Genomic DNA, 13,814 nt, shown 5'->3' on the forward strand with positions numbered 1-13,814 from the left:
TTCGTGAAGGCTATGTCAGTTGAAGTGACTTCTAATAATTAATATCCTTCATATGGTTTAAGAGATACCACTAATATATTTTACTTAAAAGGAAACGGCCTTTTCCCGATTGAATATCGAGAAAAGGCCGCTTTTGTTATAAGCTGCTTAAAATCACTACAAATGACCTTCCTCAGCTCCATAAAACTTATAGTTGAGCGAATTCGGGTTCCGCAACTTTTACAAGCTGTTTACCGAGGTTCGTTCCCTTAAACAAACCTAAAAATGCATCCGGTGTGTTTTCGAACCCTTCAATAATCGTTTCTTCATACTTCAGCTTTCCTTCTTGAAGCCACTTACCTAATTCCGTAGCACCCTCCTGGAATCTAGCGGCATAATTTCCAACTGTGAAACCTTTCATTAGTGCACTGGTTTTGATCATCGCCGACTGCAGACGCGGTCCTAGATCTTTTCCTTCCGCGTTATACGAGGAAATCGCTCCGCATAATGGAATTCGGGCATTTGCATTCAAAAGTGTAAAAACAGCATCGGAAACCTCGCCGCCCACATTATCGAAATAAACATCGACTCCATCAGGAACAGCATTGGCTAAATCTGTCGCAAAACTATCACTTTTATAATTTACGGCTCCATCAAACCCGAGCTCTTTCGTTAAGTACTCAAGTTTTTCATCCGAACCAGCGATGCCAACAACCTTCGCACCTTTAATCTTAGCAATTTGCCCGACTACTGAACCAACTGCTCCAGCCGCTCCTGAAACGACTACCGTTTCACCTTCTTGAGGTTTACCAATATCAAGCAAACCAAAGTAAGCAGTTAAACCGGTCATTCCAAGAATCCCTAAATGAGTTGTGACCGGAGCCACCTTGGGATCGATCACGCGGATTTCCTTTTCGGTGACAACTGTGTATTCTGCCCAGTCGATATTCCCAACAACGACATCCCCTTGTTTGAAGGAATTCGATTTGGACTCAACAACTTCAGCAACAACGCCGCCCGTGATGACCTTATTCAATTCAAATGGAGCAATATATGATTTCGTATCTTGCATTCTGCCACGCATATATGGATCGACAGATAAATATAGTGTACGTACTAAAATCTCATTATCCTTCGGTGTGGGAACTTCACTCTCAACAAAGTTAAAATCCCCTTTCGAAGGCATACCTTTCGGACGGTTTGCCAGGGTGATTATTTGTTGTTTGGTTTGTGTCATCATTGTTCCTCCTTGGTTTTGAATACGTAATTTCGAAAAGAAGCGTATCACTGATGAAGTTCATAGGTCAAAGAATATGATTGGCTATTGCTTCCATAACAATCTTTAGCCTTTCCTGAAACCCCCAAACTTGCTATAGCCTATTATGTCCCATGTTTTTCATTTCAATATACGGTTCGCTCCCCTAAAAAAATATAACGGCCTTTCCCCGATTGGATACCAGGAAAAGGCCGCAGCTTGAAATACTCTATTTTTATTGTCTGCTTGGCAGGGCTACTGCCTCTTCTTCTAATGAACTAATTCGTGGATAGTCTACATCAATTTTGCAATGAACATCGTCGCAATTCCAAAGTAAATAAGTAACGAGAGTATATCATTCAGTGTTGTAATTAGCGGACCAGAAGCAACTGCGGGATCGATGTTGAATTTATATAATATCAAAGGAATAATGGTCCCAGCTAAAGTCCCGATAATCAGGGTCATCACCAACGAACTTCCAACCACTAATCCCAGAACAGGATTTCCCTGCCAAACATAAGCTATGATGGAAATTAATATTCCACAGGTGATGCCTATTATCAAACCAACTTTCAGTTCCCTTATAATAAGTCTGGTCACGACTCCTTTATCCGTATCACTAGTGATTAGGCCTCTTACAACAACAGCTAAAGATTGAGTACCTGTATTTCCAGTCATCCCTGCGATCATCGGCATAAAGAAGGCAAGTGCAACAACTTTGGACAATGTTTCTTCAAAACCGCTTATAATGGTTCCAGACACTAAACCGATAAATAAAAGTAAAATAAGCCAGGGCAACCGACGATATGCGGCCACGTGCGCCTTCGTGTCAAAGTCTATAGCTTTACCGGATGCCGATAATTTTTCAATATCTTCATTCGCTTCCTTAATGACAATATCAATAATATCATCGACGGTTACAATTCCTAATAACTCATTATTTTTTTCAACTACAGGAATTGCCAAAAAATCATATCGCTCAATGACACGAGCTACCTCTTCTTGGTCTTCATATGCAGATACGGAGATAACCCGGCTATACATAATATCTTGAATTTTTTCAGATTCATCATGTATTATTAAATCCCGATATGAGACAACACCTACTAATTTTTTATCATTATCTATTACATAAAGATAGTTGATCGTTTCCGAAAACTCCGCAAAGATTTTCAGTTTTTCAACTGATTCACGCACCGAATAATGTTGGGGGATCCATACGAAACGGTTTGTCATTATTCGCCCTGCCGTTTCAGGGGGAAAATTCATGATATTTTGAACGATTTTTGATTCTTCTTGTTTCATGCCTGAAAGAAGTTCTTCGATTTTTCCAGGGGACAGGTCCTCTAACAATGAAGCTAGATCATCATTATCCATTAAATCCATTACATGGCCGGATTTCTCTATTCCCAATTTACCAAGAATTTTTAATTGATGGACTTTCTCAACTTCTTGAATCAGTTCAGCGATTTGTTCTGAATCAAGTAATAACAAGAAACGTGTATGGTGTTTTTCTGGGAGCCCCTCAAAAATTCGCGCAATGTCATACGGTTGAAGTTCTTCCAATATTGCTTGAAATTCTTTCTTTTTACCTTCTTTTAAAACCTTTATGATCTGTAAAGTCATTTGATCTTCCGTCAGGACTTTAATCATCTTGTCACTCACTCCTTTTTAGGGGAGCCAAAAAATATTTCCCTTAAATATTAAGAGTAAAAAAATATTATTATTCCCCTTACAAAATCTTGTTTCCATTCACGAGTATGTCGTCGTGAATAGTTATCCAAATTCCCCACCTCCAGGAAAAAAATAAAAACACCTCCATTACAAATGAAGGTGCGAAATACGGTATATATGCGTTCATTGTCTGGATGACAAATACAAACAGTCGTCTATGACTGAATGACAAATACAAGCATAAATCCAGTTCCTCCATTCGTAGAGCTTTAGCACTGTGTGGCATAGGACAAAGCCAGCTACATTAAAAACCACCTTATGTCGATGGTTTCTGTTGACCCATTGGCGTCTTTCGACATTTTTGGGCAGTAGCGTATCTCCTACACAGGAGCCTCACCTAACGAGGATATTTAATTTACACATCCACTCTAAAAGAGTTTCTTTTAGATGTCAATGTTTGATTCAAATAATTCTAATTTCGGCCTGATTTCCCGACCTTTAATGAAAACAACACCGACTTTTGAGCACCGATTAAAATGGTCTGATTGAATGTCCCTTCGATATTTTTTGAAAAACCTCCCTTTTCACAAAGATAAAAGTAGAAAAACAAATGCGACCATAAGGGAAAATATTGGAATTTTATATTGGAACTTACTTATAATGAAGACAGATATGAATGACTGAAACAACAAAACACATTACATGTCCTAATAAAATATCCTCTTATCTCTAATTATTTTAAGAAAGGAAATTGCTCAAATGAAAAGACTTTTGCCGATTATATGCATTATCGTAAGTGCTGCTGTATTAATGGTAGGTTGCAGAGCCAAGGACGAGGTACAGGTTGAAGAGAAATCGAAGGAAGTGAGCTCATTGAAAGCTATTGAAGGCAGATGGGAAGGAAATATTAAGATCCCAAATCAACCGCTTCCGATCATTGTTCATTTTACGAAGAAAGATGGAACGATAAGCATTCCTGTACAAGGGTTGAACGAATTCCCCTTAACAAATGTAAGGTTAAGTGAATCAGACTTGTTTTTTGATATGAAAATCCAAAATCAGCAAATTACGTTTGATGGGAAAGTAAATCAGGAAAAAATTTCAGGAACATTTGTTCAAAAAGGGCAAGCCTTCCCTTTTGAATTGCTCAAAAAATCCAGTCAGGCAGTTGAAGAAAAAGAATCAGGTGAAATCGTGCAGGCCGACTTAAAGAACGGAACCATTAAAGGCCTTTTAGAAACACCAAAACATGGAGGTCCTTTTCCTGTGATGATTATAATAGCGGGTTCCGGTCCGACCGATAAAGATGGTAACACCATTGGAAATCCCGGAAAAAATAATAGTTTGAAAATGTTAGCCGAGAGTCTTGCAGAAAAAGGGATCGCAAGCATCAGGTATGATAAGCGAGGAATTGGTGAAAATATGCAATTGGCTGGAAAAGAAGAGGACCTGAGATTTGAACAGTATATTGATGATGCAGCTGCTTGGGTCCAGTTTGCCAAAAAGGATGGCCGTTTTTCCAAAGTTGGCATCATCGGCCATAGCGAAGGCTCTTTAATTGGAATGGCAGCCGCGAAGAAAACAGAAACAGACATATTCATTTCATTAGCGGGTGCAGGCGAACCTATTGACCAAGTACTCATCAAACAGCTTGAAGAGCAGCTTACACCGTCGTTATTAACGGAAACCAAAGATATACTCGCAAAGCTAAAACAAGGAAAACAAGTCGAGACGGTCAGTGCTGATTTGCAGAGTGTATTCCGTCCGTCCGTTCAACCTTACATGATTTCTTGGATTCAATATAACCCGATAGAATCAGTAAAGGAACTGAATACCCCTGTTCTGATCGTAAACGGCAATAGAGACATTCAGGTGCCGGCAACTAACGCAAAAGCGTTACATAAGGAAAAAGGCGATTCTGAATTACTAATACTCGAAAAGATGAATCATGTATTGAAAGAAGCCCCTGCAGATCGAGCGGGAAATCTAGCAACCTATACAAATCCTGAACTACCATTATCCCCTGGATTGATGAGTGGAATCATTGAATTTTTAGACAAAAATGACATCACCAGTAAAAATACCAATTGAGAATGGTGCCTCCCCAGGGTTTACAAAGATCACCCAAATGATTCTCGTGCCTACAATATTTGGATGAATAATCTTTTTAAGTTGTATCATCTTAGCCCTGGGTATCCATAAATGTTTGTATTATAACAGAAAATGAAGATCATTTAGAATTTCCAGGAAATATCGATACTATAGAATTGAATAGTTTAATAAATGAGTGAAAAGTACTTTATATAACTATGTAAAAGTTAGATAAAAAAGGCAGAATAATTCTGCCTTTTTTTATATTTTCTTCGAGATATTCTGCCCCACTTTTGAACTATAAGCTAATATTCTTTTTGAAAGTGCATGAAAAAAAGCGCTTATTAAGTAAGAAATAACAGCAACCAGAAAAGCTCCCTCATATGAATTAATGGTACAAGTGAAAGTAACTGTGAAGTAAATATTCTACTGACCCTTCATAAAGTACATATATTGAAAATATTGTCCACTTATAATAGCCTTCCTTCATATACATGGCATCAGTTGGCAATGGTGAACGATCCTTTTTCAACAAAATCGTACATCCAAAAAACAATGGCAGGTAATCTAACAAAGAGGAAGATTTTGTATAAATTCATTAGTATAATTGATGAAATTACAATAAGAAAGGAAGTATCACTCATGCATGCTTTAAAAAAGAATGCCACATGTATCCTTGAAACCATTTATCTGTATATGCTTTTCTTTTTTTCAGAGCTACAAACTACTACTGCAAGCTTTTTTAAAATAAAGTAAGAATTAGTAATTTAAACCTCATGAATGTACTAAGTTAAAAGATCCTCTAGTTTCCGAACATTCCCTTACGATTATTTTATCTTCATAATTAGCACTTTCAACAATCATAACAGCCATTTTGTACGCTTTGTCTAGGTAAGATCCCTCAGGCGAAATGACAATTCCCCTTACTGGTTCCAGAAAACTGTAAGGCCCGACATACGTTTTAAGACTTTAACTCAGTCCCCTGTAAAACCAACCTGACTCGATATGCAGCTGTGCCCTTTTTTCAACAGGTAATGATTATTCTACCTATTCTCCTTACTGAGCTTCCTTAATAGCCGTGAATGAAAATATCATTTGGATAAAGATGTTCCTTTCAAGTGAGAAACATAAGTTCACCAAAAAGGGACAAACTGTATTTGAAAAAAGAAAGGAGATGTGAGACATGACAAAAAAATTCAATAAAGGCAGCCGTAACCAAAATTCACCGCAATTACACGGACAAACCCCTGTTAGTGGGGACAACAGCAAAGGAAATAAAAGAAATAAAGATCAGAGCTCTAAATCAGAGTAACTAAATTGAAACAAACCGGCCATATTCAGACCGGTTTGTTTCATTTGCAGGCAACCTTTTTTGTTATTGGACAGAAAGCGATCAAAAAGAACACTTTTCATAGGTCATTTTCCCCCTTAAATCCAAAAAGGGCGAATCATTGAATTATCCTGTGTCCACTGGACCAATTGATTCCAAAAAGCCAAATTCATTAAAAATATTCCGAACTGTAACTGGAGTGCTGAAAAACAGCCCCCCCAGAAAGTTTTAATTAGAGGGCCGTTTTTCATATTTATATCGGAAGTGAATATTAAAATCATGTTGAGTTAGCTTATTCGATTCTTTTGCCTTAGGATCTTCTGCTCTACAATCAATCCTTTTGAAGATAATCAAGGTGATGCATTGGCAAATTGGCTAGAACCAATTGAGGGCTTCCAATCGTTATTAACAGGTTCCTCGATGTGGGAGATGTTAGTTGGATTGTTCCTACTGCCCAATACACAACAGCTTGTTTTGTTCTTGGGTCCCCTTTGTATAGCTGGCAGGGGTTACACGCGGATCAACATCCATTGCCCATAAAGGAATGCTTCATGCCGGCAAGGTTATTGCGGCCACTGCAGTAGAAATACTTCAGAATCCTGAGTTAATTGAAAAGGCAAAAACGGAACTAAAAGAACGATAATTATGTTCCCAAACCAACACCTTCTACTCCTCAGGCATGGTTTCTATCTAACTGTTGTATAAGTTGATTGGAGAGGAAGGCACAAGACTCCTACGGGGAAAGCGCATCTAGGAGAGTCCCTGCAGGCGCATGCCGAGGGGGCTCCCTGACCGACCGCGGTGAGCGGAAATCAACGTCCAAACTGTACAAGGGTCTCGGGAAACTTATCTTTCAGTAAATGATGTTCCCGAATAACTGGCCTAATTGTTTTACCTAGATTAGACAACCAGCGTTTTATTAAAAAAGGCGACCCTTCTTGAAGAAGAATCGCATCAGTCATAAAAAAGGCATTATGGTTACTGCCATGTCCTGTCAATGAACAAGCCTGACTTATATTTTATCTCTATTAAATCAGTTGCCCTAAATGTATCTTCGCCTCGTAATCAACAAGTTTTTCATCCCGCTTAATTCGTGCCAGATAATCCGGGTTGGCGATAAGCGGACGTCCAATCGCCGCAATATCAATGATGCCTTTTTCCAGGGCGGCTTCTGCTGTTTCGGGATCAAGCCCCCCCACACCAACTATAATTCCATCCCAGTGGCAGCGTACCAATTCATGCATGGTCAATCCTCTTGCAATCGGTTTGGTAAATTCCATCGTGGATGGGTGGATCATTTTGACTCCTGTTTCATTGAACGCTTCAATAAATGTTTGGATCGCTTTTTCAGGGTCTTCCCACATATAAGACGGCTGGTCAATTTTCAAAGCCGAGAAACGAATAAGGGTGCGTTCCACTCCTACCGTATCAATAACTGCTTTTAGCACTTCCTTCATGAATGTCAGACGCTGTTTTAAATCACCACCGTACCGATCGCTCCTTTTATTCGAAGTGTCAGAATTGAACTGGTCTATTAAGTAGCCGTGTGCACCATGAATTTCTACGCCGTCAAAGCCAGCATCCATTGCATTCTTTGCAGCTTGTTTATATTGGTTCACAACTTCTGCAATATCCGTCTCTGTCATTTCTTCAGGAATGTCAAAAGGTTTGCCAAACCGTGAAACCTTTCCTTCCGCAGCAATAGGTGACGGAGCCTGCGGAGGAAGTCCTCCTGCAATTTCATGATGGCTTGCACGGCCCACATGCCAGATTTGCGCAATAATCGTTCCGCCTTCTGCGTGTACTGCTTCCGTTACTTTTTTCCACCCGTCGATTTGCTCTTGAGTATATATTCCGGGAACCCCAGGATTGCCCTTTGCTCTTGGTGAAATCACTACACCTTCAGTGATGATAAGCCCGATTCCATCTTGTGCCCTTTTTCGGTAATATTCTACGGTCAGGTCATTCACAACACCCGTTTCGTTTTCGGCAAACGCCCGTGTCATAGGAGCCATTGCCATTCTTGTTTTTAAGTTCCATGCACCTATTGTTACAGGTTCAAACATTTTGGTTTTTATTGTATTCATTTGAATTCCTCCTGTTAACCGCTTTACCTAGGCTATATTTTCGTAACTATTACTGTGTAAGATTATCCGATAAGTGGTTAATTTTCAAATAATTCACTCTGTTTTTATAGCGATCGATGGAATATGGTAAAAAAGACCAACGAAAAACGTTTTATTCATCATGCTTTTTTTCAAACAAAAAAAGCCAGACAGAGAAAATCTTTCCCTGCTGGCTAATTTATCTTTTTTCATTAATATCTTATTAGTCTCGTGCTGTCCTGATAAAAAACGACACGATCAAACCAATGATTGCAAGGACAAGACCGAAAATAAAGGCATCTTGGACGCCTGCAGTCAATGAACCGCTGATGGCAGATGGATCGAAAGGATCTTCTGCATTTGCCATATAATTTTTTTGGGATGCTGACATGATTGTAATGGCAACGGTTGTACCGATGGCCCCCGATACTTGTTGCAATGTATTCATGAGTGCCGTCCCATCCGGATAAAGATTTTTCGGCAGTTGATTCAGCCCATTTGTCTGGGCAGGCATCATGACCATCGAAACGCCAATCATAAGGAGGGAATGCATGACGACTACCATGATGATCGAAGTTCCAGTCGTTACGTTCGTCAAAGTCCATAACATGACAATCATGATAATGAAACCTGGGATAACTAACCCTCTTGGCCCGAACTTATCAAAAATGCGCCCTGTAACCGGAGACATGATACCATTAAGAACTCCACCCGGTAATAGTACCAGCCCAGCAGAAAACGCAGCTAATGCAAGCCCGGTTTGCAGGTATAACGGTAAGAGAATCATGGATGACATGATGACCATGAAGGTGATGAAGACAGTTATTAAGCCTAACGTGAACATCGGGTATTTAAAAACGCGCAAGTCAATCATCGGTTTATCCATGTTGAATTGTCTCACAGCAAACAGGAATAGCGCTATAAGTCCAACAATGATCGAGGATAGAACTATCGCATTGCTCCATCCTTGCTCTCCAACAATACTAAAGCCATAAACAATTCCCCCAAAACCAATGGTCGATAAAATAATGGATGGGACATCGATTTTAGGTTTAGTGATTATTGAAACGTTTTGCATATACTTGAGACCGAATAGTAAAGCGATCACAAAGAACGGCAAAGACACCCAGAAAATGTAATTCCATTTTAGATTTTCAATAATCAAGCCTGAAACTGTCGGTCCGATGGCTGGGGCAAACATGATCACCAGCCCCATCAATCCCATTGTCGCTCCCCTTTTATGAATAGGGAAAATCAATAAAATGGTATTGAACATGAGAGGTAATAAAAGACCCGTTCCGATTGCCTGGATGACACGAGCTAGCATCAAGATGCCGAACCCAGGTGCAATTGCTGCAATGAGCGTCCCAATGATGGAGAACACCATTGAGGCAATGAATAATTGACGAGTATTGAACCACTGAATCAAGAGTCCCGAAACGGGAACCAATATCCCCAATGTCAATAGGTAACCCGTTGTAAGCCATTGCACGGTTGAAGGACTGACATTGAATTCTTGTATTAAATCCCCCAGCGCCATGTTTAATGCCGTCTCGCTGAATAACCCAATGAACCCTGCAATTAAAAATGCAATTAAAATGGGGGTCGTTCTAATGACTGGATTTTGTTGCTGTGTTGCATCTGCTGACATAAAATAATTCCTCCAATTACTAACTGTTCGACCTAAGCTTAAGATAATTTTTTCGCATGACTTATTTCTTTATCAGCAATAATGGTATCTGTTCCGCAATGGCTTGGAGAGGTTCTCCGTTTTTCGCCGTTAAGGATAAAAGGATACCACCTTCAATTAAAGCATTAATTACGATACTCAATTCTTTTGCCCGTTTTTCACTGAATTCCGCCTCGAGTAATTTCTTCACATATATGGATTGCCATTCTTCTATCGCTTCTTGACAAGCCGTTCTTATCTGCTCACTCGTCGTATATGTTTCCGCTGCAATCGTCCCGATGGGCAGACCTAATAGATTTTCACTATCACCAAAAACCTCGGATAAATGAAAAATATGAGACTGAATGGCTTTGATAGGGTCTTCTATTTCATCAAATCCCCGTTTAATTTCATCTATCACGAATTCTTTTGTATGAATAATCGCCTCGATCGCCAATTCTTCTTTGCCTTTCGGAAAATAATGATACAGCGAACCTTTTGGGATACCACTTTCCTCAATAATGTCCTTAAGCCCTACACCGTAATATCCACGGATACGAAAAAGCCGGGAAGCAGCTTCAATAAGAATGTCTTTCGAGTTTCGTTTTTCTGCCATAGCTGGATCACTCCTTGAAATTATATCAACCGGTCTATTAGAGACTATACTTGTATATCATTGTTTTGTCAAAGATGATACCTAAATAGTGCTCGGTCTTTATGTTTTTTTTGCAACCCTCATTGGATTGAAGAAATTTGCGACACTCCTGCCGAATAACTGGCTAGCCGAGACCCCACAGGCGCTTGCGCCGAGGAGGCTTGGCAGGCAGTCGGCGGAAAGGGAGTGAATCTCTGAAATCAACTGAACTATTTAAATAAAAAACTGCGGGCAAACTGAGTCTTCATCGAGTTTGTCTACAAAAGGAGATTCGGATTGCTCTCATCCCTAACCATGATTTTTAAAACAAGACTAGATTATCCTTGATGTTTTTTACTGTGAGCCTCATTGGATTAAAGAGATTTTCGACACTCCTGCCGAATAACTGGCTAGCCGAGACCCCACAGGCGCTTGTGCCGAGGAGGCTTGGCAGACAGTCGGCGGAAAGGGAGTGAATCTCTGAAATCAACTGAACTATTTAAATAAAAAACTGCAGGCAAACTTGATTTTCATTGAGTTTGTCTACAAAAGGAGATTCGGATTGCTCTCATCCCGAAGCATGATATTCAAACAAGACTAGATTATCCTTGATGTTTTTTACTGCAATCCTCATTGGATTGAAGAAATTTGCGACACTCCTGCCGAATAACTGGCTAGCCGAGACCCCACAGGCGCTTGCGCCGAGGAGGCTTGGCAGGCAGTCGGCGGAAAGGGAGTGAATCTCTGAAATCAACTGAACTATTTAAATAAAAAACTGCGGGCAAACTGAGTCTTCATCGAGTTTGTCTATAGTCTGAAGTACACCTCCTAATGGTGTTCTCTGCAAGTTTAATAAATCGAGAAAATCAATACCTTCTATAAACAACCCGCTACTTTTTTAAACGCTTCCATTATTAATCAAAATAATTGGCCGGCCTTCATTATCTTCAAGGATTCTTGTCATGATTTTTGAAATCAAGAATAGCAATTACAAACATGCCAAAGCTTAGCATCAGGGAAATAACTTCGAAAGTACCCATTCATACATCGCCTCCTTATATCCAGCATTTCCTGATCAGAGATTGTCCTATACAAGAAAAAGATGAAGCAGCGGCTTTTAAACAAAAAAAGCAAACCCAATCCGGGTCTGCCCTTGTACTTCATTCTTATGATCGATCGTTGAAACTTTCTTTTCAAAAGACCGTTTGCTGTTAATAACCAAGTTTTTTTTCTACAACATTCATTAGGGGTTTACCTTCAGAAAAAAGCTTTAAGTTTCTCAGGAATAATTCCATCACACGATCTAGGTGTTTGGATGAGTTGTAAGCATTATGTGGGGAAACCATGACATTTTCCAACTGCCAGAAAGGGTGGTCCTTAGGTAAAGGTTCTACTTCAAACACATCTAGAGCCGCTCCTGCAATGTGCCCATTGCTCAAGGATTCGATTAAATCTTCATCCACAATCGTATTACCACGGCCGACATTAATTAGATAGCTGCCTTTTTTCATTTTATTTAAGCGTTCTTTATTAAAAAAGGCTGAGGTATCCTTTGTAAACGGGAGTGCCAAGACGACAAAATCGGACCTGGAAAGGACATCATCCACTTGATCCATACCCATTATCAAATCAGCAGGTTCATATTCTTCGTTCCTCTTGGAGGGATTCCGGCGGCACCCAATAATGGTCATGCCCAGTGCTTTACATCTCTTTGCTATCTCATAGCCAATATCACCATACCCAATTATCCCCACTATCACATTTTCAAGATCTTTCACTGGAATTTCAACCCAAGTTTTGTTTATTTGATTTCTGATCATTGTCGGTACGCCTCTCGCTAAAGAAGATAGCATCGCAATTGTATGCTCGGCAATCGGGACAGACGTGCAGCCTTTGACATTGGTGATGATGACATCGCTGTTTTGTATATCTTCATTCAGCATGGCCTCAACTCCAGCACTGTCTGAATGGACCCATTTAATCTCTGGAGCTTTTTTTATAATGTTAAGATTATCATGAAGCCCCAGCGTATAAAGTACATCAAACTTTGATAAATCAACTGTTGGCTGTGGTTCGGGCTCGCCGAATTCCCATGGCTCTACAACAACTTCCGAACAAATCTCCTTAAACTCATTGATGTATTTTTCCGGTATATCGACCCTGATATAAAGTGAAGGTGCTGTTTTCTTAGAAGCGGACATTATAAAACCTCCTCAAGAACCTACGATTCCTTTTTCCCTCTTTTATGGGAAGGCAATCCGTTGCGATTATACCACGCCTTGCTTCATGGTCACTTCAAGAAATCTGGTTGCTCTTTTCTGATTCTGTCCCACAGAGGCTGAAAACTCAGCCATCCCTCATATTCCGTTCCCGTTTGTTCTGCCGTTAACTTTGCATACTCTTCTTCTATAAAAATCGGCTTTCCAACAGATTCAGCCATTATCTGTGCTTGACATGAACGTTCCATCGTTATGAACCACCACGCAGCTGAATCTACAGACTGTCCGACCGTTAACAATCCATGATTGCGGAGGATGACAGCTTTGTATTGACCTAAAGCCTTAGCAATGCGTCTACCTTCTTCGGATGCATAAACCACACCAGTAAAATCATCAAATAATGCATGGTCATTGTAAAACTGGCAGGCATCTTGCGTAATCGGATCTAACAGTCTCCCTAAAGAAGACCATGTCTTTCCATAGACCGAATGAGCATGTGCCGCTGCAATCGCATCCGGTCGCGCTTTATGGATTTCAGAATGAATGGCAAAGGCAGCACCATTAACAGAATGTTCCCCCTCTACGATATCACCTTTATGATTAACCAATATAAGATCCGAAACGGAAATTTGACTAAAATGCATCCCAAACGGATTGACCCAGAAATGGTCTGTATATTTAGGATCACGGACCGTAATATGGCCGGCTATCCCTTCATCGAAACCAAATTTTGAAAAAAGGCGGAATGAAGCCGCCAAACGTTCCTTCCGGTGATTGCGTTCTTCTTCCATTGTATTGAATGTTGCCGGTTGCAGGGAAATTGTCTTTGTCATATTCCGTTCCTCCTCGAATCTTTTT

The 13,814-nt window shown here is 40.0% G+C and carries 10 protein-coding genes, 1 pseudogene and 1 riboswitch; of the genes and pseudogenes, 3 read left to right on the forward strand and 8 right to left on the reverse strand.

Annotated features, from left to right (window positions below):
* Positions 1 to 187: 187 nt before the first annotated feature.
* Both ACIQ0C_RS17880 and mgtE read right to left on the reverse strand, forming a co-directional pair.
* Complete coding sequence (locus ACIQ0C_RS17880; protein ID WP_048684398.1) at positions 188 to 1,216, reverse strand: NADP-dependent oxidoreductase; 1,029 nt, start codon at positions 1,214 to 1,216, stop codon at positions 188 to 190.
* A 312-nt stretch (positions 1,217 to 1,528) separates the two neighbouring features.
* A complete protein-coding gene (gene mgtE, locus ACIQ0C_RS17885; protein ID WP_402836995.1) occupies positions 1,529 to 2,887 on the reverse strand; it encodes a magnesium transporter in 1,359 nt (452 codons plus the stop codon).
* 267 nt (positions 2,888 to 3,154) lie between these two features.
* Positions 3,155 to 3,320, reverse strand: a riboswitch (M-box (ykoK) riboswitch).
* Between the two features lie 347 nt (positions 3,321 to 3,667).
* Here mgtE and ACIQ0C_RS17890 point away from each other — a divergent pair.
* The 3 genes and pseudogenes from ACIQ0C_RS17890 to ACIQ0C_RS17900 all read left to right on the forward strand — a co-directional run.
* Entirely contained in the window at positions 3,668 to 4,999 is a 1,332-nt protein-coding gene (locus ACIQ0C_RS17890) for an alpha/beta hydrolase family protein (RefSeq protein ID WP_403062362.1), read from the forward strand.
* A gap of 1,183 nt (positions 5,000 to 6,182) precedes the next feature.
* On the forward strand, positions 6,183 to 6,311 hold the full coding sequence (locus ACIQ0C_RS17895; RefSeq protein ID WP_258832991.1) for a hypothetical protein: 129 nt from the start codon (positions 6,183 to 6,185) through the stop codon (positions 6,309 to 6,311).
* Positions 6,312 to 6,692: 381 nt separating this feature from the next.
* Positions 6,693 to 6,972, forward strand: a pseudogene (locus tag ACIQ0C_RS17900) (amidohydrolase); the annotation flags it as partial.
* A 385-nt stretch (positions 6,973 to 7,357) separates the two neighbouring features.
* Here ACIQ0C_RS17900 and ACIQ0C_RS17905 read toward each other — a convergent pair.
* The 6 genes from ACIQ0C_RS17905 to ACIQ0C_RS17930 all read right to left on the reverse strand — a co-directional run bounded on the left by ACIQ0C_RS17905 (position 7,358) and on the right by ACIQ0C_RS17930 (position 13,789).
* Positions 7,358 to 8,416 carry an alkene reductase gene (locus ACIQ0C_RS17905; protein ID WP_403062365.1) on the reverse strand — a complete coding sequence of 353 codons (1,059 nt, stop codon included), beginning with the start codon at positions 8,414 to 8,416 and terminating at the stop codon, positions 7,358 to 7,360.
* 241 nt (positions 8,417 to 8,657) lie between these two features.
* Positions 8,658 to 10,085: an MDR family MFS transporter gene (locus tag ACIQ0C_RS17910; RefSeq protein ID WP_403062368.1), complete on the reverse strand. Its 1,428-nt coding sequence runs from the start codon at positions 10,083 to 10,085 to the stop codon at positions 8,658 to 8,660.
* Between the two features lie 61 nt (positions 10,086 to 10,146).
* Positions 10,147 to 10,719, reverse strand: coding sequence for a TetR/AcrR family transcriptional regulator (locus ACIQ0C_RS17915; protein ID WP_402837006.1), 573 nt, complete (start codon positions 10,717 to 10,719; stop codon positions 10,147 to 10,149).
* Positions 10,720 to 11,684: 965 nt separating this feature from the next.
* The gene (locus ACIQ0C_RS17920; protein WP_220126990.1) at positions 11,685 to 11,777 is read right to left on the reverse strand and encodes a putative holin-like toxin; all 93 of its coding nucleotides are present in this window, start codon (positions 11,775 to 11,777) and stop codon (positions 11,685 to 11,687) included.
* Between the two features lie 171 nt (positions 11,778 to 11,948).
* Positions 11,949 to 12,938: a D-2-hydroxyacid dehydrogenase gene (locus ACIQ0C_RS17925; protein WP_403062371.1), complete on the reverse strand. Its 990-nt coding sequence runs from the start codon at positions 12,936 to 12,938 to the stop codon at positions 11,949 to 11,951.
* 89 nt (positions 12,939 to 13,027) lie between these two features.
* The gene (locus ACIQ0C_RS17930) at positions 13,028 to 13,789 is read right to left on the reverse strand and encodes a class II aldolase/adducin family protein (RefSeq protein WP_402837010.1); all 762 of its coding nucleotides are present in this window, start codon (positions 13,787 to 13,789) and stop codon (positions 13,028 to 13,030) included.
* Between the last annotated feature and the right edge of the window lie 25 nt (positions 13,790 to 13,814).

Origin of the sequence: Peribacillus sp. NPDC096448 (assembly GCF_044762675.1) — a bacterium.
Classification (GTDB): domain Bacteria; phylum Bacillota; class Bacilli; order Bacillales; family DSM-1321; genus Peribacillus; species Peribacillus frigoritolerans_B.

Excerpts from the sequence above, each read along its gene's own strand:
- ACIQ0C_RS17880 (WP_048684398.1), bottom strand. The coding sequence starts at position 1,216 with ATGACACAAACCAAACAACAAATAATCACCCTGGCAAACCGTCCGAAA.
- ACIQ0C_RS17905 (WP_403062365.1), bottom strand. The coding sequence starts at position 8,416 with ATGAATACAATAAAAACCAAAATGTTTGAACCTGTAACAATAGGTGCA.
- ACIQ0C_RS17895 (WP_258832991.1), top strand. The coding sequence starts at position 6,183 with ATGACAAAAAAATTCAATAAAGGCAGCCGTAACCAAAATTCACCGCAA.
- ACIQ0C_RS17910 (WP_403062368.1), bottom strand. The coding sequence starts at position 10,085 with ATGTCAGCAGATGCAACACAGCAACAAAATCCAGTCATTAGAACGACC.
- ACIQ0C_RS17915 (WP_402837006.1), bottom strand. The coding sequence starts at position 10,719 with ATGGCAGAAAAACGAAACTCGAAAGACATTCTTATTGAAGCTGCTTCC.
- ACIQ0C_RS17930 (WP_402837010.1), bottom strand. The coding sequence starts at position 13,789 with ATGACAAAGACAATTTCCCTGCAACCGGCAACATTCAATACAATGGAA.
- mgtE (WP_402836995.1), bottom strand. The coding sequence starts at position 2,887 with ATGATTAAAGTCCTGACGGAAGATCAAATGACTTTACAGATCATAAAG.
- ACIQ0C_RS17920 (WP_220126990.1), bottom strand. The coding sequence starts at position 11,777 with ATGGGTACTTTCGAAGTTATTTCCCTGATGCTAAGCTTTGGCATGTTT.
- ACIQ0C_RS17925 (WP_403062371.1), bottom strand. The coding sequence starts at position 12,938 with ATGTCCGCTTCTAAGAAAACAGCACCTTCACTTTATATCAGGGTCGAT.
- ACIQ0C_RS17890 (WP_403062362.1), top strand. The coding sequence starts at position 3,668 with ATGAAAAGACTTTTGCCGATTATATGCATTATCGTAAGTGCTGCTGTA.